Origin of the sequence: Leptospira montravelensis (assembly GCF_004770045.1) — a bacterium.
Taxonomy (GTDB): domain Bacteria; phylum Spirochaetota; class Leptospiria; order Leptospirales; family Leptospiraceae; genus Leptospira_A; species Leptospira_A montravelensis.
On the sequence record NZ_RQFO01000009.1, the window covers coordinates 226,413 to 251,147 of the forward strand.

Sequence of the window (24,735 nt, forward strand, 5' to 3'; positions counted from 1 at the left end):
TTCTTACCTTTAAAAAAATAGGTTTCGATCGAATCGGACAAAATGTGTTCGAAGTTTTACCAACTTGTGTTAATTAATCTGGAAAAATATTTCTATTTCTTTGGGAATCAATATACAGTTATGATTGATCGTTTCTACTTCTCGTCTAATTGTAACTATCAAACCATACTTTTGGTTTTTAATTCGGTGACTCTATGAATTCCCCTTTACCATTTTACAACGAATACTTAAATTTTTTCCTGCTATTTGCCGCATTACTTGGGTTTTTATACGCAATCGGAGAATTCTTTAGTTATCATAAAAATAGAAAACAAATTCTTTTAGGAATTATTTTCCTTGGAACCAGTTACATATTATTTAACTTTTATTTAATTTCATCCGGTAAAATCAAATGGCTTTACCCATTATTTTTAACTGATTTGCCGATTGTTTCCTGCCTCGGTGTTCTACTTGATGAATACTTTCTTACGATTATGGAAGGTAAAATCCGATCATTTCGACGTTTTTCTTACCGAATTGTGCCATTGGTATTTTTATTTGTTTTGATTGTTTTTTGGAATTTTTGGAACAAAACTAGTTATTTAGAAAGCCAATCCCTTGGATTAAATCCCTTTTTAAATCGGCCTTTATTGTTGGTTTTGCCAACCATCCTGATATATATTTTGTGTTTGCTCCGAATATTCAGAAGGATATCCAAACAAATTCGCTGGAGTACCTTTCGTAAAAATTACACTTTAAGAATAGGAATCACCATTGTTGGATTTTGTATGGCATTGTCCATTCACGGACTCATCACTTTGGCCAGGGGAGGCCAAACGGCACATCAACTGACCGGAATTGCCATCGGAATCTTTTTATGTTTTTTATATGTGCTAAGACAAAGTTACCCCGATTTCTTTTTGGAAGTTCGAAAAATTGTCGAAGATGAAAAAAAGGCAAAGATTTCACAGATATCCAAATTGGATCATAATCAAATCCGAAACAAACTGCAAGATTTGTTTGAGAAAGAAAAAATCTACCGTGAAGAAAAACTAAGTCTTCGTGAATTAGCAGAAAGAATCGATTTAAGTTCCCACCAACTCTCCGAATTTTTAAATACGGAAATCAAACAAAGCTTTTACCAATACACAAATTATTTCCGAGTGAATGAAGCTAAGGAAAAAATTGAAAAAGAACCGGATCGCTCTCTTCTTGCCATTGCCTATGATGTGGGATTTGGATCCAAATCTACCTTCAACGAAGCTTTCAAAAAAGAAACAGGTACCACTCCCAGAGAATATAGAGAAAAAATACTGAAAAAACATCCAGTTCGATCCATTCGGTCGTAGTTTTCAATCCAATTCGATCGATCCAGACGATCTGGTTTCTTTTTTGTAGTAGGATGGATTCAAGTTTGAGAGGGGAGTTCCAAGAAATTCCGCTAAGAACAAATTTGATTTAAAGGACAATCCCATGAAAAAGAAAATCAGTTTACTACTCGCTATCGTGTTTGCCACTCAAGCAGCATTTGCAGCACCAGCTAACCAAATGAGCGTGAAGGAAGCAGCAAAAGTATTGGTTAACAATGGAATGACAAACAAAGAAGCACATGCGTATTTAAAAGCTCATATTACTCCGCATGAGTTTGCACGAATCAGCAGAGAAATTAAAAATGCTGAATTCGCAGGAACACTCGACCAAGACTTAGATAGAATTGCTTCTTCCATTCAATTGAAACAATCTACTGGAAACTATTTACATGGAACAAACTTTCGAGTTTTGGAAAATGTTTTAGCATCTGTGACAGTTGTTGCAGTTGTTGGTTTGGTCATTCACGCAGGTGGACTCAGTAATGTTGTTACTGGCGGAATGTATGATTCTGTCGGACTTGGCTTATAGTTCTAACAGTAACCAATAAAAAATTTATGACTTTGTTTTCTTCTTAATATCAAAAGAGAAGAAACAAGGTCCTTTTATAAAAAATCCAATAAATAGAGTATAACAAAATGAAGAATAAGAAATGTGGCACAGGTAATTGGAAGATAAAAATCTACACTTTGTTTTCTGTTTTTGTTTTCACTTCCAGCCTAAGCCTATACTCAGAAACCAAAAAAGAAAATCAAGTTTTGGATTGGGATAATGGGCGTAAACAGTTCGTTCATAAAAATGTATCGATAGAAGAACTAAACCTCAAATCAAAAACAAATTATATATTGGATCACTTTTCTATCCATTCTGGTTTGGAAGAAACGCCTATGCCAATGAGTCAATTAGAAGGAAATCTAAAATACCTTACTCTTGGATACCAACTTCAAAAAATCGAAGCTAGATGGAAAACAATAACACTCAACTCTGGATCAAAAGATAAAATTACTGAATTTTATCCAAGAGTTGTAGTAAGGGTTAATGCACCTTATGCTTATTCGCCTACAGAATATATTGATTCCAAAGTTTCTCTTAAAAATACGGCATTAACCATTCCCCCATCAGAATTTAATGGTAATTGGCAAAGTGAATTGTGGTTTGCTCCGAAATGGGATATTCCAGTACTCAGCACATTTGCCTTTGAACGTATAATAGATACGGCAGCTTGTCCAGATGCGATCTATCATGAATACACACATTTAATCACCGGGAAATATTTAGGTAATAATGCCATTGGCCGTTCCCTAGCCGAAGGAATATCAGATTATTATGCTGCCTCCTTTTTAGACCATCCAGTCTTATATACACATAAAACATGTGAAGCGGTTAAACGCCAACTCCTAGTTTCAACATTTCGTTTGGACAGGGAAATTGGTATTTATGATTCTTCCATAGAATCAGATTTTAAAAAGGACTTCGCTTTTATTCCTACTTTGTTGTGGTCATACAGGCAAATCGTAGGGACAGATCTTGCGGATGTTACTATATTTCAAGCGATAGAAAAAACAAATGCTGGAGATCGTTTTTTTCCTGAATTTATAAATACTCTTTCGACTTCATTATATAAAGAACTAAAAAAAAGAAATGGGGAACAAGTCGCAACGGATATGGTACAAAAAGTTGAGGATTCCCTTTGGATTCCCCACGGAGTTTATTCAAATTTTAGTAGAAAAAAAATAGTTTTTTCTTATTTTCCCAAAACATCGGTTATAGTTCCAAACTCTGACGAGAAGTCCAGTGAGTTTTGTGGTATAAAAAACGAATTAGAATTCTATTGGAAAGATGTCAAATTAGAAGAACCTACTCTTAGATTTTATTGGAATTGTAATCAGGTGAAAATTCCTTTGGTAATTCAAATTGAACAGTCAAATCCCATCAATTATCTATTACAATCAAACCTACGGTTTATCAATGGAAAATTAAAGTTTGCAAGCCAAAGTGCAGAAAAACCAAACCCAAAGTTATCATTAGAGGATCAAACTTTGTATCTTCAGATGTATCAATATGTAAAGGAAAACTATTTTTATAGGAAAACTATGGAGAAAGAAGTAAGGTTATATTTTGATAGTACTACCGATACCAACCGCATTGAAAATATACGAATGGAATTTGCTTATTTAGGAAATTCTAAAAAACGTTTTCGTTATAGTTTTTCGCCTTTTAATGGCGGGTCCTATTAATTGGAAATACTATATTGTATTCTGCTCCGGCATTCCCTTGAAATTTAAGTTTGCCGGAAAGTTGTGTAGTTAACATATTAACTAAAGTCAAACCAAACCCAAGGTTTTCTGAATTACTCATTTGAGTATCAAATCCTTTTCCATTATCCTTGATGAATAAATGGTAATTATCTTCTTCTTTCCAAACTTTAATTTGAATTTCCAATTCTTTTGATGGATCTCTTGCATATTTGAGACTGTTTGTGAGAAGTTCGTTTGTAATGATACCAACTGCCTGTAATTGTTCGGAAGTAAGTTGTATGCTAATTACATCTGTTTCTAATTTTACCTGATAAGGAAATAACGAAATAATTTCTTGAGATAAAGGAATTAGGTATTCATCTAAACGCAATTCGTGTACAGCTTTTCCGGAATACAATTTATCATAGAGTAGGGACATGGTTTTGATGCGGCTAGTGGCATCTTTAAGAGAGTTTGAAATATGTTCGTTCTCTTGTGCTTTCGCCTGTAAGTCCAAGAGATTGAACAAAATAGTCATATTGTTTTTAATCCTATGATGTACTTCTCGTAATATCATTTCTTTTTCAGAAAGAAGAGATTTTACTTTTTCTTCAGCGATTTTTCTTTCTGTCACATCATGGATGATTGAAAACAATAGATGTCTATTACTTGTTTCGATAGGAGTGGAATACACTTCCACTTGTTTGATTTCTTCGTTTGCCAATTTATGAGGAAAGGAAAAATAACTTCTTTCTTCAGAGAGTGCTCGCATCCGTTCTTGTTTGACTTCTTCTTCGGGAAGCATATTGATATCTGTAATTTTCATCTTAATTAGTATTTCATGTGGGTATCCATAAAATTGAACGGCTGTTTGGTTAGCATCGATAATCTCTCCAGTATTTGGTTCAATGATGAGCATCACAGAAGAGTTCTTTTCAAAAAAATCACGAAACCTTCTTTCGCTTTCCGTTAGTTTCGTTGAGACTATAGATTTTTCTATGGCTATGCTAACTAAATCTGCTGTTTCCGAAATGATAAAGATATCAAACTCACTCGGGCTTGCAATTTCATGGTGGTATATGGCAAAAGTTCCAATGATTTCATTGGTATGAGACTTGATTGGTTCTGACCAACAGGAAAGAAGACCTACACGAAGTGCAATTTCCTTGTAGTTTTTCCATAATGGACTTGTCTCAATATTTTCTACAATCACACGTTTGCCAGTGTATGCTGCTGTTCCACAGGAACCTGTTTCGGGTCCAATCTGGACTCCTTCGATGGCATCGTTGTAAATTTTAGGAAGAGAAGGGGCAGCTCCAATTTTGATTTTGGAATTCTCAATGAGGACAACGGTACAAATCATTGTTGGATTCAGTGTCTCAATCCCAAGGACAATTTCGTTCAGAACCTCATTAAGAGGTGAATTTTTTACAATGAGTTCTAATATTCCGCTCCGGAAACATTCGAAGTCGGCAATTCGTTCTGGATCCAGATTGCGATTTCTTAACTTCACTGATATGCCACCAAGTGTCACTGATCCTCGGTGGGAAAAATAAACATGTCAAGGTAAAATCGCTTACCACAAGTTAGTCTTTCTTTTCTTTAAGAATTCCTCTGGACGAAATCAAATCCTGTTCTAGTTTTAGAAATTAAAACTATGAGTCTCTCCAATATAGAAAAAGTCATTGCCATTGATGGGCCAGCCGGCTCTGGAAAAAGTACACTTGCTCGTATGATCGCCCAAAAAATTGGGTATCTCTACTTAGATTCTGGGGCTTATTACCGAGCACTAACTCTTGCTATATGGGAAAAGTTTTTAGAAACAAAAGAGGATGAGTCTAAGTTTCCATTTTATACAGAGAAATTGGCAGACGCAAGCCTTCTGGATAGAGACGAAGCAGAATTCGGATATTCAGTAGCAAAAATTCCCGTACATTGTGAACTTTCGTCGGCAGGTGAAAATTTAATGTTTCTGGGAGATAGGGACATAAGTCGCGAAATCCGCGATCCGGAGATCACCAAAAAGATCCGTTACATTGCCCCCCGAAGGGCCTTCCGAGAAATTTTAAACCGCCATATCCGAGAATTTGCAAAAAACCATAAATTGGTCATGGATGGTCGTGATATCGGCACAGAAGTATTTCCCAAATCCAAATTTAAATTTTTTCTGACTGCCTCTGTGGAAGTGCGGGCCAAACGCCGATACGAAGAATTAGTTGCAAAGGGTTTCAAAGCCGACCTAAACCACATAAAAGACGAAATTGTGGCCCGGGACGAAAGTGACACCACCCGTACTGTGGCACCCCTGAAGCAGGCTTCCGACGCAATCCTGATTGACACGAGCACCCTCGACACGGAAACTGTCCTAAATACTATCCTGTCCAAGGTTTCGTCCTCTGGGCAAATCTAAGTTTTGTATCCCGGTAAGTAACCATTGAATTCAACCAACCCATCCTCCCCCAAAAATGAGACCACTTCTTCCTTCGGCGAATTATTAGAGAAGTGGGAATCGCAGTCACAAGCACAAGAACAAGAAAACTCCGCAGGTAAAGGTACCCTCATCGAAGGGACTGTCGTTGATGTCATTGGTGATACTGTTTTCCTTGATATCGGAGAAAAATTGGAAGCTCGTGTTTCTCGTGAAGACTTCTCTGAAACGCCAAAACGCGGTGAGAAAGTCAGTGCGATCATTAAAAAGCGGGTCGACGGATACTGTGTCCTCTCCAAAAAAGAAGCGGACCAAAGAGTTGGTTGGGAAACCATCAAAGATGCAAGCCAAAACGGTTATCCTCTTTCCGGTAAAATTGTCGGAGAAGTGAAAAACAAAGGATACCTAGTGGAAAGCGAAGGCATTCAACTTTTCCTTCCTGCCTCTCATGTAGGTGTCAGGTTTAAAGAATCCACTGAAGGTGGAAAAGAGTTTTCATTCAAAATCATTGAACTCAATGAAAAAACAAGAACCGGTGTGGTTTCTCGTAAAACTCTCCTAGACGAAATCAACGGAGAGAAGTGGGAAGAACTCCTCGGCAAAGTAAAGGTTGGGGACAAAGTGAACGGTAAGGTTGTGAAAATTGCCAATTTTGGTGTTTTCCTTTCTGTTTACGAAGTGGTAGGACTTCTCCGCCAAAACGATATTTCTTATAAAAAATTTGCTCCTTTCAAACAATACTTCAACATCGGTGCCGAAGTAGAAGTCGTTGTTTTGGAAGTAGATAAAGAAAATAATAAACTCTCTTTAGGCATCAAACAACTTTACGAAGATCCTTGGATTTGGGCAAAGAAAGAACTCGAAAAAGGAATGGTGGTTCGCGGAATCGTAACTTCTCTTACCAACTTCGGTGCTTTCGTAGAACTCAAAGAAGGTCTCGAAGGCCTCATTCATACTACAGAACTTTCTTGGGCAAAAAAACCACCACATCCAAAAGATGTTTTGAAAAAAGGCCAAGAAGTTGACTCAGAAATTTTAGACATTGATTTCGAAGCTAGACGATTGTCTCTCGGACTCAAACAACTCCTTCCTAACCCTTGGGAAGCTCTCTCTGCTAACGTTCGTGCCGGAAACGTACTCGAAGGTAAAATCACTGGAATCACTAAATATGGTGCTTTCGTTGAAGTAGAAAGTGGAATCGAAGGACTCATTCATATCTCTGACATCACTTGGGATGAAAAAGAAAAGAATCCATTAAACCTCCTTAAAAAAGGTCAATCGGTTCAATACAAAATCCTAGATGTCAACTTAGATGCACAACGAATCAGCTGTGGACTCAAACAACTTTCTGAACATCCATACGAAGCTCTTCGCAAAAAATACCCACCGGGTACACTTGTAGAAGGTCGTGTGAAGTCGATTGTTAGTTTTGGTGTTTTCGTAGAAGTAGAACCAGGTTACGAAGGCCTAGTTCACATCTCTGAAATTCCAGATGGTCGTAACATCAAGTTAGAAGATCTTTACAAAGTGGGCGATTCCGTTCGCACAGTAGTTGTCAAAATCGAACCTAACAACAAAAAGATTTCTCTCTCTATCAAAGACTTTGATAAAGCAGTAGAACGTGAAGAGATGGCGAAATACATGAAGGAAGACAACCAACCTTCACGTGAATCCATCGGTTCATTTATGAATTTAAACCAAAACCGATAGGTCCATGGATAAGTTTCATAAAAAAAACCAAATCGAACATAAAAAACAAGCAGAACTCATCCAAAAGGATGAGTTCGCTGATTTTGAAGGTTCTAAAGCAGAACTCATTTTTTTAAAGTTCACACACTTTTTGGCGCGTAATCGTAAGTCTGTTTTTATAGGTCTTACATCCGCCATTGTTGTGTTAGCTTGTGTGATTGGATTTTTCGAATACCGTGCTTATCTTTTTGAAAAAGAAACGGTAACGCTTGAGGATTTGAAACTCACTCAACAGAAATCGAAAGCTGGTCTTGATGTTCAAATCCAAAGTTTAGAAACTTTTTTACAAAACCAAAGTACAGGTAAAATGGAACTTCGTGTTTGGAAGGATCTTTCTAAACTTTATGCGGAAAAAGGGGAATTTGGCAAAGCTGCTGGATATCTCGAAGATGCTGCAAAAAAAATTGATACACCTAAAGAAATCAAAGCTCTCTATTTTTATATTGCGGGTAATTACCGTGAAAAAGAAAAAAACAACACGAAGTCTTTAGAAAATTATAAGATTGCAGCAGCTGTCATCGAACCTGCGAGAGAACTTAATGGATTTAAGGCTTGGTCTTATTACCAAGCTGGTCGTTTGTCCTACCTTAACAGTGATAAGGCGGCTGCCAAAGCGTATCTTGAAAAAGCAGTCAAACTTGACGGAGCGGAGTCTGGGGAAGATGTAAAACTCCTCTCTAGTTATTTACTCCTTAAACTCGGGAAAAATTAATTTATGTTAACTTTGGCTCTCCCGAAAGGTAGGCTTGCCGAAGAAACTGCTCTTCTTTTGTTATCCAAAGGATGGTTAAAAACACTACCATCCGAGGGTTCCAAAGAACTCACCTTCGTCTCTGAAGACAAACGCCTCCGCCTTTTATTTGTCAGATCCCAAGACGTTTGCACTTATGTGGAAGAAGCTGCCGCTGATGCCGGAATCGTAGGTTGGGACATCCTAAAGGAAGGGGGATTTGATCTCATTGCGCCTGTGGATTTGAAATTAGGGGCTTGTAGGCTCTCTCTTGCTTCTTTTCCTGACTTTGATCTCTTTGCAAAACGCTCCAAAGTGCGAGTGGCCACCAAATACCCGAACCTTACCCGTGAATATTTTTTTTCCAAAGGGATTTCCTGCGAGATTATCAAACTCTATGGATCGATTGAACTTGCTCCCATTGTGGGACTTTCAGACTGCATTGTAGACTTAGTTTCCACTGGTGGGACCTTAAAAGCCAATGGTCTCAAGGAATTTGAGTCAATTTTGTATAGTACAGCCCGTTTTGTATGCAATCGTTCCTCTTTTTATCACAAACACACCGAATTACGGTCTCTTATCGAGAGCCTAGAAAATTAAAATATTGTTTTCACATTGGTTTTCCAAAACATAGTAAAAACCAGTTATAATTCCATAGAGGATAGCCATGGCAGTCCCAAAGAGACGTAAATCAAAATCGAAAGTTAGAACGAAAAGAGCCCATCACGCGATTGGCAAACCTAACTTAAACCCGTGTTCCAATTGTGGTTCATTTGTCCTGTCCCACCGTGTTTGCCCTTATTGCGGTTTTTATAAGGGAAAACTCGTAGTCGCTCAAAAAGTTAAAAAAACGACCGAAGATAACTAACCGTTATGTGGGTCGCCGTGGACGCGATGAGCGGAGATTACGGCCCTGAAGGTATCGTCGAGGGCGCGGTACTGGCAGTTCGAGAATTCGGACTGTCTGTCTGTCTCGTCGGCGACGAACAAGAGTTACTTGATATCCTGTTAAAATTTGATTATGACACAGAGAAAGTCCGTGTCATTCATTCTACTGAGATCATCGGTATGAATGATTCTCCTTCGATAGCAGTCCGCGCTATGGAGGATTCTTCCGTAGTCAAAGCAGTTCGTTTAGTGGCAGATAAAGAATGTATCGGTGTGTTTTCTCCGGGAAACACAGGTGCTACTATGGCCGCCGCATTATTACATCTTGGTCGACTACCGGGTGTTCTGCGGCCTCCAATTGCTGCGCATATTCCAAGAGAAGAAGGACCACCTGTGCTTTTGTTAGATGCGGGTGCCAATGTAGATTGTAAACCTGAATATTTAGCACAGTTTGCAGTAATGGGAGAAATTTATTCCCGTGAACTATTTGGAATTCAAAATCCTAAAGTAGGAATCCTCTCCAATGGGGAAGAGGACAAAAAGGGAAATACTGTTTCTGTCAAAACCTTTGATCTATTAAAAAAAATCCCGTTTAACTTTGTAGGAAACGTAGAGGGCCGCGATTTATACGGTGGTGGCCGTGAAGTGGATGTTGTAGTTTGTGATGGTTTTATTGGGAACATTGTTCTTAAAGCCACAGAAGGCCTTGCAAAATCTATATTTAATGTTCTAAAGAGTTCCATAAGGCAATCGAGTCTTGCAAAGACAGGCGCCTTACTTTTAAAATCAACTTTTAACGCTGTGAAAAAACGTTTAGACTACGCAGAATACGGCGGTGCTCTACTACTCGGTGTGGAAGGGATTTGTATGATAGGGCACGGATCTTCCAATGCATTAGCTGTTAAAAATGCAGTGAGAGTGATTTCAGAATGCGCCAAACACGGTATCAACGAAAGGATTCGCGAAAGACTCGGCGAATACAAAACTATACTTAGTGATTCAGTTTAATTTCTTCAGCGGATTCATTTGAATAGATTTAGTTTAGAAAAAAGTTTTTAGGAATTAGAAAAGAAGAGGAAAAAAACAAATGATTAGTTTATCAGGAAAAACAGCCATCGTAACTGGTGGGGCAAGAGGAATAGGAAAAGCAACTTGTTTGAAACTTGCTTCTCTTGGAGCCAATATCGTTGTAGCGGATATGAATCCAGAAGCAACGAATGCAACAGCAGAAGAATTAAAATCCAAAGGTTACAAAGCAATCGCGGTTGTAGCAAACGTTTCTGTTGAAGAAGATGCACAAAAATTAATCGATTCAGCAAAAAAAGAATTTGGAACCGTCGATATCCTAGTCAACAATGCAGGGATCACTCGTGATACACTCCTTATGAGAATGAAAAAAGAGCAGTGGGATGCAGTCATTGCAGTGAACCTAACTGGTACTTATCTTTGTACACAAGCTGCCATCAAAGTCATGATGAAACAAGAAAATGGTGGATCTATCATCAACCTTTCTTCTATCTCTGGTGAAAACGGAAACATTGGACAAACAAACTATTCAGCATCCAAAGCTGGTGTGATTGGTTTTACAAAAGCTGTAGCTCTTGAAATGGCTTCTAGAAAGGTTCGTTGTAACGCAATCGCTCCAGGTTTCATTGCAACAGAAATGACAGAAGCAATCCCAGAAAACATCAGACACGGTATGGTACAAGCAATTCCACTCAAACGAGCAGGTCTTCCAGAAGACATCGCAAACGGAATCGCATTTTTAGCATCTGATGCATCTTCCTTTATCACAGGACATATCCTCGATATCAATGGTGGTGGATTTTTACCAGGTGGCGGACACTAAGATTTAGCTCACAAAACCTTTGTCAGTTTTCATTCCGATGAGTTTGAAGACTGGCCTTAGTTTTTAATTACTATCAAATTATGATAACGAATCCCCTGATTTCGAATTTCGAGATGAGGGGATTTTTATTTTTTTTTGCCAAGTTTCGATTGGTAAGAGAAAGCTCTTGGAATTTCCATCGTGTAGGCGATCCCTTCTGTTTCTTCTCCGAAAAATCCTGTTTCTTCCAATAAGCTGATTACTTCTGTTAAATTTTTCTTCGGGATCAGAATATTGGCTGCTTCTCTTGCAGGTGTAAATGCTTTTTTTTCATTTTGGGAATGAACTAATTTATTGAGAGAGATTGTGGAACTAGAAACTCCTACTTTTCGCAGATTCGCAAGGGTGGATTCAATAGATTCCTCTTTACAGTTGATAACCACATTTACCCCTTCAAAATAATTTCTGTGACGTGCCGATTGTCTAAATTGATTTGATTTTTTTCGCCATTCCATATTTCCATATAACTGATCTAAGGCGGAAATGATTTGGTCCATACTAGCTGCTTGTTTGGGTCCTTCCAAACTGACTTTAGTATTCAGTAAACCGTGACCAATTGGGAATTCAAAAATAAATCCTCTACCTGGTAAATCCAATCTTCCCACCTCGATAATAAAGTCCATCGCATGTTCTGCATCGGATGAGTGGACAACTAATTTTAAAATTTCTTTTTCTTTAGGAATTGTGATTCTTAAAAGACCTAATTGATCCCGTAAACCCGTCCCTGTTCCATAACTTATGGTAGGTACTGCCACGCCATTTTGTAGAATCAAACGAGCAATGGGTTCTGCTGAACCGCGCGGTAAAATGCAAAAAATGCCAGTGAGTCCTGAAAAGCCAATGGTTTTTGTTTTTTTCTCCGTTGTGACAATGTAATCCGTAGGGACGGGACTATGGAATTCAATAGCTTCTGAATAAACACTTCCATGTCCCGGAATATTTAATTCTGCAGCATCGCGGAAAAGAGAAAGTAAAATGTTTTCAGCAGCTGCTTCACAGGAAACTTCAAAGATGGTAACAGGTGTATCTATGATAGAATGATTTTGATAAAAATCAAAAAGAAGCCAGCCTCGTTTGGCCAGGACTGGATACCTTCCTGGTTCCATATGGAAATAGTGGATGTTATTTCGTTTTAATGCGGAAACAACAAGGTCAGTTAAATCTCTATGTACGATTGCCGTGATTCTAATCGCTTTTTGTCTGAAATGCATTCTATTTCTCTTTTAATTCTGAATCACGTAACGAAAGTTTACGGGAATTCTCAACAATCATACCCATAATCAAAACAGATAAGATGGGAAATGCTGATGCAGCGGCTAAAATCCCAAATCCGTCAACAGTGCCCATTTGGTTGCCAATTCCAAGTCCCATTGCGATGATCAGTGGAACAGTAATGGGTCCTGTGGTTACTCCGGCGCTATCCCAAGCTATATCAATAAATTCAGATTTGCTAAATGTATTTAAAACGAGAAGTAAAAGATAAATGGGAACAACAATCCAAACCAAAGGGATTTCTAATAAAATTTTTAACATACCAAGGAGAGTTCCTAATCCCACCCCAACCGCCACAGATTGGATTAAGAGAGATTTTCGAAATGTACCAACAGTTGTTTCTTCTACTGTATTTCCTAAAGCAGATAATGCAGGTTCAGCGAGTGTTGCGCTATATCCCAAAAAGAAAGCAAATACAAGAACAACTAAGTAACCTAATAAATTGTCTTCTTTTCCAAAAATAGGTCCGTGGATCGGAACATATTCATAAATTTTATTTTTTTGATTCCAGTTTTCTTCATGGTATGGGATACTTGTATAGGATTTTCTTTCTTTGAGATAAAAGAACTTTTCTTCTTTTCCGTCTTCGTTGACAGCTTTCAAAACAGATTTCGGGTTAAAGTTTGGAATAAATTTTGTGGAGTCGATCAGTTCAATGGAACGAAACGTCGAAGGAAGTTTTCCTCCTACTTGGTCACCGAGTTTATTTAATCCGAAGATGATTCCAAAGTTAAAAATGCTAAGGCCAATGATAGAAAATCCTATTCCCAAAAATACTTCTTCGGGGTATGATATTTTTTCTTTTAGAATTAATCCTAAAAATAAAATTAAAAAAATCGATAAAGGTAAAATGGCTCGGATTGCTAATTCGAAAGCTTCAAAGATATTTTCTTTTGCCTTTTTGAATAATTCAGGTGGATTGATTTTTTTAGGTAACAATACTTCTTTTGTAGAAGAGACTTTATATGAGTCTCCAAGTAGAAGTTTTGCTTCTTCTAATTTGATTCCTTGTTTAAAAAACACTTCTTCCGACATGGGTTTAGGTAGTTTTCCAGAAAAATACATTCCTACTAAAAACACAGAGAGGATGGGGAAAAGAGAAGCAAGGGTCACGACTCCATAAGCACTACTTTGGTCATTTTTTTCTGCTACCTTGGATATTCCAATTCCTAGAGCAACAACTAACGGGACAGTAACCGGTCCTGTGGTCACAGCTCCCGAATCCCATGCAAGGCCAGATATAAATTTTAAATTTTCATCAAAGTATGCATAAATACTTACACCTAACAGAATAACTATGGTGGGCACAAGGATTCGCATTAAAGAAAATCCAAATAAAAATCTTAACATCCCAAAGACAACAGACACTCCAACTCCAATAGCTATAGATAAGTAGAGGTAGTGGGAGCCTTCATTTAATAAAAAATAAAGTAAAGGAGCATCCCAAGGAGCGACCTTACTCCCACAGGCGCGAAGGATGGCGATTGCTGGCTCTGCTAATGTGGCACCAACTCCCATCAATATAGAGAAAAGGATAATACTTAGGATACCTAATTTTTGTGGAAGGCGAAGTCCCAATGCCTCACCTAAGGGCATGAGGCCCAAAAACAGTCCTTCCAAAAAGAAGGCCAAACCTAGGATTACTGCAGAGATGCCTAATGTAATGAGACCTGCCTCTTTGATGGGGATTCGCAAAATAAATAATTGAAAGAGTGCAAGATACAGGACTATCCAGATGACGGCTTTGGTTTGCTCCCAAAGTTTTTTTCGAAAGTAGGGAAGTATAAGCGTAATCGCTTCTTTGAATCCTATATGAATGGATTCTTCTTTTTCATTCCTTGCCATTATTACAAACTGTCAGACAAAAACAATTTTGCAAAGGGATTTTAAAATGCAAAAAGAATGTCTCCCGGCAAGGAATGCCAGGAGACGAAACGTGCAAACTGGGAAAGAGATTAGTACTTATAAGCCTTATCTTCTTGAATGAATTTTTTTGTGGTTGTTGCTGTAAGATTGATAGCGGGACGAACAATGATAGTTGAGGCGTTATACCAGAGATTTGTTGAAACGGAAGAAGTGTCTGTTCTCCATTTAAAATCACTTGGGACTTGGTTGACAGAAGAAGTTCCATGTCCCGCAACAAGGGCTGTCCATTCCACTAAAGATCCATCATAATAAGTGCTTGGATATCCGAGAATATTCAGCGCAGCAAATCCATTTACTTGTGCTTCAAAATTAGTTCGGCATTGGCTGACAACGGTAGAACCGGTAGTATAACCTTTGTTTGCAAAAATCGTTTTCAAAGCCGCCTTTGATTTGTATCGATAACCGATAGCAAAAGCATCCGCAGCTGAAGTGGATAAAGCTCCCGTGTCAGTGAATCCCTCAAACAAGGCTAACCAAGGAAAAGTGGTAGATCCTTTGATACGTCCCTCAAAAGGGATATATTTCTTTCCTGCAGCATCCGGTGCACCAGAATGTAGGTAAGATGTGGTGATTGCTGTTCGATTACCATTTGGATTTGACCCTGCGGTGGTAGTGCCAGAATCATCATCAAGTCTTCCTGCAGCTGACCCATCCCATTGTGCAGTTGGTCTTGCATCGATTAAAAATTGTTTGGTGGTAAGACCTGGAATTTGTGCTTCCAGATTGTTTTTTGCAATCTCATAAATATCCTCTAAACCAGAGGTAATAATGGTATTATCCACTCGAATGCTTTTGACCGTAAAATTTCCTTTTCCGGGAAGTGTACTTTTAGAGGAACTTGTTTGTGATGGGTAAATTTGTGAGAAATTACTTCGTAAGTTTCCATTTAAGATTGCAAGGTGTTTTATATCAACTCCCCAATACCTTAGCCAATATACCCCACGAGTGATGTCTTGCACTCCACCCGCTGCCGAAGCTGCTGCTGGTGCCGAATCGGCAATGGCATCTTCACTATTGTTAGTAGAGTTTCCTGTTCCAACGGCAAATACGATTAAATCTTTTGTAGGATTAATTCCATAAGTGTTCAGCCAATCATCTACAAATTCACCATTTGCTTGGTAACGCACTGAATTGGAGAATAGTCCAGAATCTCTGGTTTGATTGAAACGAAACCCACCACTTGGCAAACCGGATGGTTTGTAGTCATTGAGAGCATAAACGTACACCCCTTTGGAAACATCAGATTTCACATAGGGGTTCCAAACCTCAGATCCGCCATTTGCTTTGTTCGCTCGATCTGTTTGTAATACGATGAGGTTTCCCGTAATATGATTCGGTTTGTTTGCTGGCCAATCTGATACAAATCGGTTTAAGGTAGAGCCTGTGATGAGTCCCCAATTGTTTTGGTTATAATCATCGGCAGATTCGTTCACCAAATCGGATGCCGTGTTGACTTTGATTTGGTTGGCGGCCAAATAAAGTAAAGCAGCCAATAAAGTGTTTTTGTCTTCTTTCTTTTCGACACAAGAAACCGAGAAGGAAAGTAGGAGGAAAGCAGTCAGTGTTTGGGTCCATTTTTGAATCATGGAGTTCTCCTTTATTTTTTTTTCTTGCGGTTGATTTCTTAGGTCCTAGCGGGAAAGGGAAGGTGAATTCGTTATAACAGAATATAAATCTGTTAAAATGGATCAAAGCCTTGGAATTAGGACTAGGATTTTGGAAATTGGCCGGATGCCAGTGTGTTTGCCACTTATTTCTCAGCAATTCGAACGATTTCAAATCAGATTAATTTGAGTTAGGTGATGTTAGAATGATGTCAAAGGTTTCAAGAGGAAAATAATCTATTTAGACTTGCCAAAAATTCCGACAATTTCATTTTAAAAAAACGCTAGGCGTACATATATACCTAGCGGAAAACGATTTAACACTTGCCCCACTGATTAACAGTGGCCTGGAGGATATAAAATGGCAGATTTCGAAAAAATTAAGTCAATCATCGTAGAACAACTTGGTGTTGATGAATCAGAAGTTACACCTGAAGCTCACTTCATCAATGATCTTGGTGCTGACTCTCTTGATACAGTTGAACTAGTTATGGCTCTTGAAGAAGAGTTTGGTGTGGAGATTTCTGATGAAGACGCAGAAAAAATCCAAACCGTAGGCGATGTAATTAAATTCATCGATAAACTTAAGGGGTAATTCCCAATCCAAAAACCGGGTTCCCCGAATAGAGGAACCCGGATCTTTGTACCTTGTCTGACTCGATACGTATCAAACTTCCCCCCGAAAGAATTTCCTCTCTCAAAGAACTTCAATCTCTTACAAAAACACAGTTTAAGGACCTTTCCCTCCTCCACCTAGCATTTGTTCATAGATCGTTTGCAAATGAGGACTCTGATCGTTATCTTGCTGATAACGAAAGATTGGAATTTTTAGGAGACTCTGTCCTCGGGATCCTTGCTGCCGAATTTTTATACCAATCCCTCCCCAAAGGAAAAGAGGGCAAATTAGCCAAATTAAAAAGTAAAATGGTTTCGGCACCTGCCATTGCAAAGTTAGCTAGGACTTACCGGTTTCCTGAATTTTTATTACTCGGAAGAGGGGAAAGAGAAAAAGGCGAATCGAATACAAACCTCCAAGCAGATTGTTTTGAGGCCTTTCTGGGTGCACTATATTTGGACCAAGGCCTTGTGAGTTGCCGAAAGTTCCTCACACCTCATTTTCAAGTGATGGAAAAGGGAGTCGAAAATGCCGAAGAGACAAAAGATTACAAAACCATTTTACAGGAATTTTGCCAAAAGAAATGGAAAAAATTACCTGAATATTCTGTTATGAAAGAAGAGGGTCCTGACCACGACAAAGAGTTTTTAGTCTCTGTGGCCTGTGAAAATCATTTCCGAACCACTGGGGAAGGAAAAAACAAACGCCGTGCCGAACAGATGGCTGCAAAGGCAGCCTTACGTTATTTAAAAATACTATGATCGATTTTTTATTAAAATCCAAATCGATGAGAGTTCGTGTTGCAGCCCTCATCCAAGATCCAAAGGGAAAGATTTTGCTTGTACAACAGCAAAAAAAACAATCAGGTTATTGGCTTCTGCCTGGAGGTGGAATTGAATTTGGTGAGTCGGGAGAAGAAGCTCTCAAACGAGAACTAAACGAAGAGTTGTCTCTGGAAGTGAGCCAAATGGATTTTTTATTTTTAAACGAATCTATCGATCCAAATAAAAAACGCCACTTGATCCAAATTGTTTTTTTAACCAAGGTAAAAGATTTGTTACCTATTTTGAATCCAAAAGAAAAAGCAATTTCTGGATTCGGTTACTTTACAACGAAAGAAATTTTGTCTATGGACATTCGCCCTGATATTAAACATTACTTCCGAGCTAAAAGTACAAATAAACCTAGATATATTTCTAGCCCGTGGGTGAATGAACCATGAAGTTATCTGAATGTGAAATTATTGGGCAGGGGTTTCGTTACCCAATTGAATTACACGAAGACTTCCAAGGTCTGTCCGAAAAATTAAATTCCCTTCCCAAAGTTTCAAAGATTTATGTTCTAACCAGTCGCGAAATTGCTGGGATTTACGAAAAATATATTACTAAAGAACTAAATTCCCTAAACGTTCCTTTTTCTTTTATTTATTTAAAATCGGGCGAAAAGAACAAACACATTGACCGGGTAAAAAAAGTTTACAACCAACTCATTGAAACTGACGCCGATAGAAAATCGGTTGTGATCGCCTTCGGTGGTGGGGTGGTGGGTGACTTCGCTGGATTTATTGCTGCCACCTACCAAAGAGGAGTACGTTTTGTTCAAGTTCCTACTACACTTCTGGCATGTGTGGATTCCTCTGTGGGAGGAAAAGTCGCTGTCAATGTAGATTCAGGAAAAAACATGGTAGGTGCCTTTTACCAACCAGAATTTGTTTTTGCTCCTCTTTTTACTTTATCTACTTTACCAGAAAAGGAATGGAGTTGCGGGCTTGCGGAAATCGCAAAACACGCGTTTCTTGACGGTGGTGAATTTTTAAATAAAATAGCTGAATCGGAACGGGTCGATTATTCTGCAAATTCAGCAATCCTTCGTTATGCGATCGAAGAGTCGGTTCGGGTTAAATCTGGAATTGTTGCACAAGATGAAAAAGAATCTGGTTTACGTGCGGTTTTAAACTTAGGCCATACAACGGGACATGCGATTGAATCCTTAACCCAATACAAAAAATATTCACATGGAGAAGCAGTTGCCGTTGGGCTTGTGACTGCTTTACTATTGTCTTGTGAATTAGTCGGTTTTTCTGAATCAAATTTCCAAAAAGCAATTGCTTTGATGAAACGGTTGAAGTTACCAACTCGTTTGGAAGAAAAACCTGAAGAAATTCTAAAACATATGGAACATGATAAAAAAAAGGAAGGTTCTTCTTTAAAATTTGTTCTATTGGAAGATTTCGGGAAACCAAAATTTGGAGTATCTGTAGAACGAAAGAAAATTTTGGAAATTCTAAAACGTCAGAAAGGAAAGTTATAGAATGGGCGGAGGAAGTCTTAAAGAATTCTATTTGGATTTGAATCCATTAACTCTGTTACGAAATTCCAATCGTGACGTTGCAGAAACCATGATCCTTTTTGCTTATATGGTGGTTTTTGCCATATTTTCATATAAGATCACGATGATTCTCGTTGAGAGAATCAAACCTGCACCTGATGCCGTACACGAATACAATCGCCGGAAAGTGGCTCGAATGGGTTTCCTTTTGGTTTTTGGAATCGCCTACTTACCTTTAATTTTTTCCAGTTTATCACTTCTTCCTACCGTCCTTGGTCTAGCCGGTGCGGGGATTGTGATTTCACTGAAAGAAGTTTGGCTCAATATGGTGGGTTGGTTTATGATTATGGGCTCTAACGGATTTAAGGTGGGGGACCGAATTGAAATCGACAACATCAAAGGTGATGTGGTTAATATAGGTTTTTTTAAATTCACATTACTTGAAATTGCATCAGATCCAAGGTTTGAACAGTCCACAAATAGGCTCATTCATTTCCCTAATTATAACATTGTACTACACCGGTTTTTTATCGTTTCAGAAACTATGGATTTTGTTTGGGATGAGTTTAAGGTGTATTTGGAATTAAACTCCAATTGGGAAAAAGCTGAAAAAATTTGTTCTCAAATCCTTCATGAAGAATTGGTTTTGGCCCCTGAATTGGTAGAGTCAAAAATTCGCGAGATGTCAAAAAACTATCTTGTGAGACTTGGCAAAACAACTCCCATTGTGTATACTTCCTTAGAACCAGAAGGAACTATTTTAATGTGTTTAAGATATTTAACACCTATTAGGTCCAAACGTCTCAATCGAATCCTTATCTCCAAAGAAATTCTTACAAAGTTCAAAAATGAAAATGACATCTACATCCACTCCCATTAAAGATAATTCCATTTGGATCTTTGTATCCTTACTTTTATTAGTATTTTTATCCGGAATTGTTTTTGGCCCCTGCAAAGGTGGTAATACAAAACCAAAATCAATTCCTAAAGAAGCAGTTTATAATAAAAAAACAAATTACTATAGTTATACGAGCGATGGTATCAACCGAGAGTGGTTTGAAAATGGAAACTTAATTGCTGAGTTTCCTGTGAACTCCCTTGGGTTACCAGACGGTTATAGCAAAAAATTAAACTACCTGACGGGAATTACCATTATGGAAGGAAAATTTTCTAATGGAGACCGAGATGGCCTATGGAAGTTTTATTTTTCCGATGGTAAACTCTATATTGAACAAAACTACAAAGCAGGGAATCGCAAAAAACAACTTTGGATCCAAACGGCGGAACTTGGAAATGAAACAGGATCTTTTCAAAGATATTTTCACAGCGGTAGGTTGAACGAAAAAGGGTTTTTTGACGGCGGACTCCGCACTGGGGACTGGGTGCGTTATTATCCTGATACCAAAGTGGAAGAAAAAGGCAGTTATGATAATGATAAGAAAGTTGGAGAATGGTTTTATTATTATCCTACAGGAGCCAAAGAAGCTTCGGAAAATTATTCTGCTACAGGCGAACTCATTTCACGCACAACTTATTATCCGAATGGTGATGTTTGGTGTTTGGTGAAAAAAGGTAAAGAACCTGAGTGCCAATAGGCACTCAAAGATTTTAAAATTCTGTAGCTTTGCCAAAAAGACCTAAGTGGTTTTGAATTAGGTCTATATTAAATAGTAACAAACTAAATAAAAATGTTACAAACAGGACAATTAACACAGTGCTAAACGCTGCAAAAAAGCTATTCCTTAAAAATCTAAATTGTAAATAAGCAAAACTAACCGCTAGGTCTTTCCAATTGTTATTGTTTGGTTCTCCACCTACTTTTTTGTAATTGAAGATATAAAACAAAGATAACAGCCCGAGCAAAAAGAAAATAAAATAACTAAATTCAGTTACATAATGTTTTTGTAAGAGAAATAGTGGGATGTAAATTAAGTTCCCTATCAAAATTCCAATTAAAATGATAATGGCAACATGAAACACGGGTGCAAAGATCGAACCTGTTTTTGTATTGCTTGGTGATCTTCCCTCTTCTTCTAAGGAAGAGGAAAATTGTAGTGATTGAAATCCTTCAGCCAGTTCTTTGTTTTTTAGAATCAAACGGTAAGAGATAATGCTCAATATATAAGTGAAAACCAGAAAGGCAAAATAGAAGTAAGATAATACTTCCTTTTGTAACATTAAGTTGAGTTGGAAAAAAACTTTTGGAGCTAAAACAATAAAGGAAACTGGATAAAAAACATTAGTTAATGATTTATGAAACCAAACCCGGAAACCATATGAAACTGCTGTGGAAAAGGTTAATAACAGATAAAACAAATAGAATCCAAGCAGTAACTTTTGGCCTACAAGAACTCTTTTGATATTGTCTTTAGTTTCTTCTTGTTCTGTATCTACAGGAAGTTCTCTAGATTCTAAATCGACTAAAAATGTTTCTAAATAAGAAATTCGATTTAATACACCATTTTCAGAAATCACTTTTGGTCTCATTGACTCGACTGTCTGTTCAGAAGCGTCAGAAGATATAAAATCAGGAAATTGGAACGAATAATCAACAAATAGAGAATGAATGATTATGAGTGCAATGAATATAGGTGTAACGATTGGGAGGTTTTTTTTAAATTTTTCCATAGAGATTATAAAATTACAAAGATAGTCATCATACCAATGGCAAGAACAACTAACATGATTATATAGGGCCACAAATGAAAACTTTCATCTGCAGAAAGTGTTGGGTTTTGTTTTGCTTTTGAAACGGCAACAGTTGGTGAAGCAACAGAATTCATAATGTTGGCAGCACCTTGTTGGCTATCGGTTGTTTTGATTTTTACAGAGTTTTCCTCTTCGATGATTTTACCATAAATTTGTTCGTTGATTTTGATGACTACTTCCGAAAAATTCTTGTTATTCGATATGTTTACGATTTTGGCTGGGATCTGTTTAATGGCGCCAGATTCTTCTTTTAGTTCCAAAGTATTAATAATGGAATCAGTGATTCCATCTCCTGGCACCAAACGAATGTAAACATTGTCTCCTGCTTTGAGTTCCACAAGAGGAACACCGTTGACCGGGGAAAGTTGGAATTTGAATTGAACAATTTGTTTGTCAGCAGGGATCAAAAATCCAGAGGCTTGCGGGACCGGTGTTGGAGGAGGTGCTTCTTTTTTTGCAATTTCTTCCTCATCCACCGTGGTTTTTGTAATTTCACTTGGATCAATGAGTTCGAAATGAATTTCCACTTTTGGTTCAGAGTTTCCTGAGGTCCTTTTGTGAATTTCGCTAAAAACAAAGTCCAATCGATCCGTTAGGTTGTGATCCATATAGTGAAGAATCTCTTCCAAGAAACTTTCTGACCCAAATTTGGTTTTTATGAGTTCCTGAAGCGATTTGGTGATGTTTTTCTGTTGTTCCCCTTTGTAGATCACCCGTTGCGTACGGTTATAAAAGTCCTGGAATGTAGACCGAACAGGCAAAAGGGATAGTGGGCTTGTACACGAGACTCCCTCAAACTTCACCGATTTGGTTTCAACCGGGTCAATGACAGCAGCAATCATGGTATAGACCATATTGGCTTCGTCTCGAAGGTTTACTTTGACAGAATAATAGTTTGGTGTCTCAGGCATAAGGTTCTTTTTTGACAGTATCCATCTTTAGAAGAAAGCTGTCAAAAAGATTAGGTCATCATGGGAATTGTCTCTTTAATCACAATCCGTTACATCCGAGGGTCCAGAGTACTAGGATTCCTCTCTATCAAATCCAGGCTGTCGTTCATTGTTATGGCAGTCGGAGTGGGGCTTCTTGTCGTTGTCCTCTCCATTTTCAACGGATTCCAAAAACAAGTAAAAGAATCTCTCTGGCAAGGCGGGCCTCATATTACAATTGAGAACTCTTATGGGTCAGGGGCCATTTATGATTATGAAAAGGTCATCGCTCATCTAAAGTCAGATCCGAAACTGGCTGAATCGTTTGTTTCTGTGGAAGGAAACATAACGAGTCATGGACTCATTCAAAGTAATAATAACTTTAACCCCATTATGATTCGAGCGGTCCCCGTGGATTCGGTTGAAAAATTAGTGGAGAACGGGTTACCAAATTTTCCAAGAATCTTACAATATGACCGAGACGAAATCCAATCCATCAATACCAAAAAGTTGGTAGTGGTAGGAAAGGAAATGAGTGCCATTTATGGATATGGACTGGGTCGTGAAATTACGATGGCAGTACCTGGTGGAAGGTTTACTGTAGAACGTGGGGTCCAAGTCAACGTACAAACTTTTCGTTTGGTGGGACTTTTTAAAACGGGATATTATAATTACGATTCAAAATTTGTATTTTTGTCTCTCCCACAAGCCCAAGAATTTTTTAAAATGAAAGGGGCTGTCAATCAAGTTGCCATTAAGGTTCGTTCTCTTGATGATTTAAAAGTCACTAAACAAAGAATCTTATCCAGGTTAAACGAAGATAATTGGAATCAGAAAATCCAAGATGAAACTTCCTGGTCAGTAAGAACCATTGCCGAAGAACAGGAAAACTTTTTAGCGGCACTTAGACTTGAAAAAACAATCATCTCCATCATTGTGTTTCTTTTCATAGTTCTTGCGGCACTGGGAATGGTGGCAACAGTTCACTCACTCATTCGTGCGAAACGTAGATCCATAGGAACCTTAAAAGCACTTGGACTTGCCTCCAATGATATCCTTTTGATTTTTACATTGAATGCAATGATCGTGGGAATATTGTCATCGCTTGTAGGTGGGATGACTGGAATCTTTATTGCTACCAAGTTAGAAGTCATCATCAATATCATTTCTGAAATCATTAATGGGATCGGTGGTTTACTAAATCCTGGAGATTGGGATCCTGTGGAACTTGTACCAAAAGATATTTATTACTTCGATCATATCCCAGTAGATATTGATATTTCCTTTATCTTTATGGTCACAACGGCAGCAACCATCCTCTCTGGGCTTGCTGGTTATTTTCCGGCACGTATGGCGGCCAATCTAAATCCTGTGGATACAATACGAAATGACTAATATGAATGTAAAACCAACTGTTTCGGTTCGCAAGTTAGAAAAATACTATCAGGTTGTGGACAAAAAATACCATATCATCTCTGGCTTAGATTTTGAAGTGATGCCAGGAGAAATCGTTTCTGTAGAAGGTGCTTCCGGTGTTGGTAAATCTACACTTTTGAATATTCTAGGTGCTATGGATTCGTTTGACGACGGTGAGGTGGAAGTTTGTGGTGTTTCCTTAAAAAACTTAAATGAAAAACAAAGGGAAAGTTTTCGTGCAGAAAAAATTTCCTTTATCTTCCAACAACATCTTTTGTTGCCTGACTTTACTGCCTTGGAAAATGTAATGATGCCACTTCTCATTGCAAGAATGAATCCAGGTTTGGCTAAACAACAAGCTACTGAAATTTTAAGGAAAGTAGGGCTTGGGGAAAGAACAGAAAGTTTTCCCTCGCAACTTTCTGGGGGAGAAAGTGCTAGAGTTGGTGTGGCAAGGGCTCTTGTGGGTAGAAGACAACTTATTTTGGCTGATGAACCAACAGGAAACTTGGATCGTGATAACTCACGTCATTTGATGGATCTCATTAAAGAACTGCAGAATGAATTTAAATTTTCTTTGATTCTTGTCACTCATGACTTGGAACTTGCCTCTATGGCACACAAACGAAATCGAATTGTGTCGGGACAGCTAACTCCCGTTACTTAGA

At 38.1% G+C, this 24,735-nt stretch carries 24 protein-coding genes; 18 read left to right on the forward strand and 6 right to left on the reverse strand.

The features are described from left to right. The first annotated feature begins 194 nt into the window (after positions 1 to 194). The 3 genes from EHQ31_RS07590 to EHQ31_RS07600 all read left to right on the forward strand — a co-directional run bounded on the left by EHQ31_RS07590 (position 195) and on the right by EHQ31_RS07600 (position 3,584). Positions 195 to 1,328 carry a helix-turn-helix domain-containing protein gene (locus tag EHQ31_RS07590; protein ID WP_135574728.1) on the forward strand — a complete coding sequence of 378 codons (1,134 nt, stop codon included), beginning with the start codon at positions 195 to 197 and terminating at the stop codon, positions 1,326 to 1,328. Between the two features lie 124 nt (positions 1,329 to 1,452). Next, positions 1,453 to 1,878: a hypothetical protein gene (locus EHQ31_RS07595; RefSeq protein WP_135574726.1), complete on the forward strand. Its 426-nt coding sequence runs from the start codon at positions 1,453 to 1,455 to the stop codon at positions 1,876 to 1,878. 107 nt (positions 1,879 to 1,985) lie between these two features. Beyond that, a complete protein-coding gene (locus EHQ31_RS07600; protein ID WP_135574724.1) occupies positions 1,986 to 3,584 on the forward strand; it encodes a hypothetical protein in 1,599 nt (532 codons plus the stop codon). Here the strand turns inward: EHQ31_RS07600 and EHQ31_RS07605 are convergent. Continuing rightward, positions 3,565 to 5,097: a histidine kinase dimerization/phosphoacceptor domain -containing protein gene (locus EHQ31_RS07605; RefSeq protein WP_135574722.1), complete on the reverse strand. Its 1,533-nt coding sequence runs from the start codon at positions 5,095 to 5,097 to the stop codon at positions 3,565 to 3,567. The two genes, EHQ31_RS07600 and EHQ31_RS07605, sit on opposite strands and share 20 nt — an antisense overlap. A 144-nt stretch (positions 5,098 to 5,241) precedes the next feature. On the opposite strand from EHQ31_RS07605, the gene cmk reads away from it, so the two are divergent. The 7 genes from cmk to fabG all read left to right on the forward strand — a co-directional run bounded on the left by cmk (position 5,242) and on the right by fabG (position 11,228). After that, a complete protein-coding gene (cmk, locus tag EHQ31_RS07610) occupies positions 5,242 to 5,994 on the forward strand; it encodes a (d)CMP kinase (protein ID WP_135574720.1) in 753 nt (250 codons plus the stop codon). A gap of 24 nt (positions 5,995 to 6,018) precedes the next feature. Then, positions 6,019 to 7,722 (forward strand): 30S ribosomal protein S1, encoded by a 1,704-nt coding sequence (locus tag EHQ31_RS07615; protein ID WP_135574718.1) that lies wholly within the window; start codon positions 6,019 to 6,021, stop codon positions 7,720 to 7,722. A 4-nt stretch (positions 7,723 to 7,726) separates the two neighbouring features. After that, positions 7,727 to 8,473 (forward strand): tetratricopeptide repeat protein, encoded by a 747-nt coding sequence (locus tag EHQ31_RS07620; RefSeq protein WP_135574716.1) that lies wholly within the window; start codon positions 7,727 to 7,729, stop codon positions 8,471 to 8,473. A gap of 3 nt (positions 8,474 to 8,476) precedes the next feature. Further along, complete coding sequence (gene hisG, locus EHQ31_RS07625) at positions 8,477 to 9,091, forward strand: ATP phosphoribosyltransferase (RefSeq protein ID WP_135574714.1); 615 nt, start codon at positions 8,477 to 8,479, stop codon at positions 9,089 to 9,091. 67 nt (positions 9,092 to 9,158) lie between these two features. Continuing rightward, a complete protein-coding gene (rpmF, locus tag EHQ31_RS07630) occupies positions 9,159 to 9,359 on the forward strand; it encodes a 50S ribosomal protein L32 (protein WP_015679024.1) in 201 nt (66 codons plus the stop codon). 5 nt (positions 9,360 to 9,364) lie between these two features. Continuing rightward, entirely contained in the window at positions 9,365 to 10,387 is a 1,023-nt protein-coding gene (plsX, locus tag EHQ31_RS07635; RefSeq protein WP_135574712.1) for a phosphate acyltransferase PlsX, read from the forward strand. Between the two features lie 79 nt (positions 10,388 to 10,466). Beyond that, positions 10,467 to 11,228, forward strand: a complete 762-nt coding sequence (fabG, locus tag EHQ31_RS07640; RefSeq protein ID WP_002974939.1) for a 3-oxoacyl-ACP reductase FabG — start codon at positions 10,467 to 10,469, stop codon at positions 11,226 to 11,228. A 125-nt stretch (positions 11,229 to 11,353) separates the two neighbouring features. Here the strand turns inward: fabG and EHQ31_RS07645 are convergent, their stop codons facing one another. The 3 genes from EHQ31_RS07645 to EHQ31_RS07655 form a co-directional block, all read right to left on the reverse strand. Beyond that, on the reverse strand, positions 11,354 to 12,478 hold the full coding sequence (locus EHQ31_RS07645) for a P-II family nitrogen regulator (protein ID WP_135574710.1): 1,125 nt from the start codon (positions 12,476 to 12,478) through the stop codon (positions 11,354 to 11,356). A 1-nt stretch (position 12,479) separates the two neighbouring features. Further along, a complete protein-coding gene (locus EHQ31_RS07650) occupies positions 12,480 to 14,384 on the reverse strand; it encodes a DUF1538 domain-containing protein (RefSeq protein WP_135574708.1) in 1,905 nt (634 codons plus the stop codon). Between the two features lie 110 nt (positions 14,385 to 14,494). After that, the gene (locus EHQ31_RS07655; protein WP_135574706.1) at positions 14,495 to 16,051 is read right to left on the reverse strand and encodes a sulfurtransferase; all 1,557 of its coding nucleotides are present in this window, start codon (positions 16,049 to 16,051) and stop codon (positions 14,495 to 14,497) included. Positions 16,052 to 16,430: 379 nt separating this feature from the next. Between EHQ31_RS07655 and acpP the strand changes: the two genes are divergently transcribed. From acpP to EHQ31_RS07685, 6 genes are read left to right on the forward strand one after another with little or no spacing between them, the layout of a single operon-like run. Beyond that, the gene (gene acpP / locus EHQ31_RS07660; RefSeq protein ID WP_002974954.1) at positions 16,431 to 16,664 is read left to right on the forward strand and encodes an acyl carrier protein; all 234 of its coding nucleotides are present in this window, start codon (positions 16,431 to 16,433) and stop codon (positions 16,662 to 16,664) included. Between the two features lie 53 nt (positions 16,665 to 16,717). After that, on the forward strand, positions 16,718 to 17,446 hold the full coding sequence (gene rnc / locus EHQ31_RS07665; RefSeq protein WP_135574704.1) for a ribonuclease III: 729 nt from the start codon (positions 16,718 to 16,720) through the stop codon (positions 17,444 to 17,446). Continuing rightward, positions 17,443 to 17,907, forward strand: coding sequence for an NUDIX domain-containing protein (locus tag EHQ31_RS07670; protein ID WP_135574702.1), 465 nt, complete (start codon positions 17,443 to 17,445; stop codon positions 17,905 to 17,907). Before rnc ends, EHQ31_RS07670 begins: the two co-directional genes overlap by 4 nt. After that, a complete protein-coding gene (aroB, locus tag EHQ31_RS07675; RefSeq protein ID WP_135574701.1) occupies positions 17,904 to 18,995 on the forward strand; it encodes a 3-dehydroquinate synthase in 1,092 nt (363 codons plus the stop codon). Before EHQ31_RS07670 ends, aroB begins: the two co-directional genes overlap by 4 nt. A 1-nt stretch (position 18,996) precedes the next feature. Beyond that, positions 18,997 to 19,893: a mechanosensitive ion channel family protein gene (locus tag EHQ31_RS07680; RefSeq protein WP_135574699.1), complete on the forward strand. Its 897-nt coding sequence runs from the start codon at positions 18,997 to 18,999 to the stop codon at positions 19,891 to 19,893. Further along, positions 19,868 to 20,608 carry a toxin-antitoxin system YwqK family antitoxin gene (locus EHQ31_RS07685; RefSeq protein WP_135575062.1) on the forward strand — a complete coding sequence of 247 codons (741 nt, stop codon included), beginning with the start codon at positions 19,868 to 19,870 and terminating at the stop codon, positions 20,606 to 20,608. Before EHQ31_RS07680 ends, EHQ31_RS07685 begins: the two co-directional genes overlap by 26 nt. A 13-nt stretch (positions 20,609 to 20,621) precedes the next feature. Here EHQ31_RS07685 and EHQ31_RS07690 read toward each other — a convergent pair whose 3' ends face one another. Both EHQ31_RS07690 and EHQ31_RS07695 read right to left on the reverse strand, forming a co-directional pair. Continuing rightward, entirely contained in the window at positions 20,622 to 21,641 is a 1,020-nt protein-coding gene (locus EHQ31_RS07690; protein WP_135574697.1) for an LIC_10230 family protein, read from the reverse strand. Positions 21,642 to 21,646: 5 nt separating this feature from the next. Continuing rightward, positions 21,647 to 22,633 carry a hypothetical protein gene (locus EHQ31_RS07695; protein WP_135574695.1) on the reverse strand — a complete coding sequence of 329 codons (987 nt, stop codon included), beginning with the start codon at positions 22,631 to 22,633 and terminating at the stop codon, positions 21,647 to 21,649. 60 nt (positions 22,634 to 22,693) lie between these two features. Here EHQ31_RS07695 and EHQ31_RS07700 point away from each other — a divergent pair, with 60 nt between their 5' ends. Both EHQ31_RS07700 and EHQ31_RS07705 read left to right on the forward strand, forming a co-directional pair. Further along, positions 22,694 to 24,046, forward strand: coding sequence for an ABC transporter permease (locus EHQ31_RS07700; RefSeq protein WP_208652743.1), 1,353 nt, complete (start codon positions 22,694 to 22,696; stop codon positions 24,044 to 24,046). Then, positions 24,039 to 24,734, forward strand: coding sequence for an ABC transporter ATP-binding protein (locus EHQ31_RS07705; RefSeq protein WP_135574693.1), 696 nt, complete (start codon positions 24,039 to 24,041; stop codon positions 24,732 to 24,734). Before EHQ31_RS07700 ends, EHQ31_RS07705 begins: the two co-directional genes overlap by 8 nt. Position 24,735: the final 1 nt, after the last annotated feature.

What these genes read in the sequence shown, in the direction of transcription:
- EHQ31_RS07590 (WP_135574728.1), top strand. Translation starts at nt 195, where the DNA reads ATGAATTCCCCTTTACCATTTTACAACGAATACTTAAATTTTTTCCTG.
- EHQ31_RS07595 (WP_135574726.1), top strand. Translation starts at nt 1,453, where the DNA reads ATGAAAAAGAAAATCAGTTTACTACTCGCTATCGTGTTTGCCACTCAA.
- EHQ31_RS07600 (WP_135574724.1), top strand. Translation starts at nt 1,986, where the DNA reads ATGAAGAATAAGAAATGTGGCACAGGTAATTGGAAGATAAAAATCTAC.
- cmk (WP_135574720.1), top strand. Translation starts at nt 5,242, where the DNA reads ATGAGTCTCTCCAATATAGAAAAAGTCATTGCCATTGATGGGCCAGCC.
- EHQ31_RS07620 (WP_135574716.1), top strand. Translation starts at nt 7,727, where the DNA reads ATGGATAAGTTTCATAAAAAAAACCAAATCGAACATAAAAAACAAGCA.
- hisG (WP_135574714.1), top strand. Translation starts at nt 8,477, where the DNA reads ATGTTAACTTTGGCTCTCCCGAAAGGTAGGCTTGCCGAAGAAACTGCT.
- rpmF (WP_015679024.1), top strand. Translation starts at nt 9,159, where the DNA reads ATGGCAGTCCCAAAGAGACGTAAATCAAAATCGAAAGTTAGAACGAAA.
- plsX (WP_135574712.1), top strand. Translation starts at nt 9,365, where the DNA reads ATGTGGGTCGCCGTGGACGCGATGAGCGGAGATTACGGCCCTGAAGGT.
- fabG (WP_002974939.1), top strand. Translation starts at nt 10,467, where the DNA reads ATGATTAGTTTATCAGGAAAAACAGCCATCGTAACTGGTGGGGCAAGA.
- EHQ31_RS07645 (WP_135574710.1), bottom strand. Translation starts at nt 12,478, where the DNA reads ATGCATTTCAGACAAAAAGCGATTAGAATCACGGCAATCGTACATAGA.
- EHQ31_RS07650 (WP_135574708.1), bottom strand. Translation starts at nt 14,384, where the DNA reads ATGGCAAGGAATGAAAAAGAAGAATCCATTCATATAGGATTCAAAGAA.
- EHQ31_RS07655 (WP_135574706.1), bottom strand. Translation starts at nt 16,051, where the DNA reads ATGATTCAAAAATGGACCCAAACACTGACTGCTTTCCTCCTACTTTCC.
- acpP (WP_002974954.1), top strand. Translation starts at nt 16,431, where the DNA reads ATGGCAGATTTCGAAAAAATTAAGTCAATCATCGTAGAACAACTTGGT.
- EHQ31_RS07670 (WP_135574702.1), top strand. Translation starts at nt 17,443, where the DNA reads ATGATCGATTTTTTATTAAAATCCAAATCGATGAGAGTTCGTGTTGCA.
- aroB (WP_135574701.1), top strand. Translation starts at nt 17,904, where the DNA reads ATGAAGTTATCTGAATGTGAAATTATTGGGCAGGGGTTTCGTTACCCA.
- EHQ31_RS07680 (WP_135574699.1), top strand. Translation starts at nt 18,997, where the DNA reads ATGGGCGGAGGAAGTCTTAAAGAATTCTATTTGGATTTGAATCCATTA.
- EHQ31_RS07685 (WP_135575062.1), top strand. Translation starts at nt 19,868, where the DNA reads ATGACATCTACATCCACTCCCATTAAAGATAATTCCATTTGGATCTTT.
- EHQ31_RS07690 (WP_135574697.1), bottom strand. Translation starts at nt 21,641, where the DNA reads ATGGAAAAATTTAAAAAAAACCTCCCAATCGTTACACCTATATTCATT.
- EHQ31_RS07695 (WP_135574695.1), bottom strand. Translation starts at nt 22,633, where the DNA reads ATGCCTGAGACACCAAACTATTATTCTGTCAAAGTAAACCTTCGAGAC.
- EHQ31_RS07700 (WP_208652743.1), top strand. Translation starts at nt 22,694, where the DNA reads ATGGGAATTGTCTCTTTAATCACAATCCGTTACATCCGAGGGTCCAGA.
- EHQ31_RS07705 (WP_135574693.1), top strand. Translation starts at nt 24,039, where the DNA reads ATGACTAATATGAATGTAAAACCAACTGTTTCGGTTCGCAAGTTAGAA.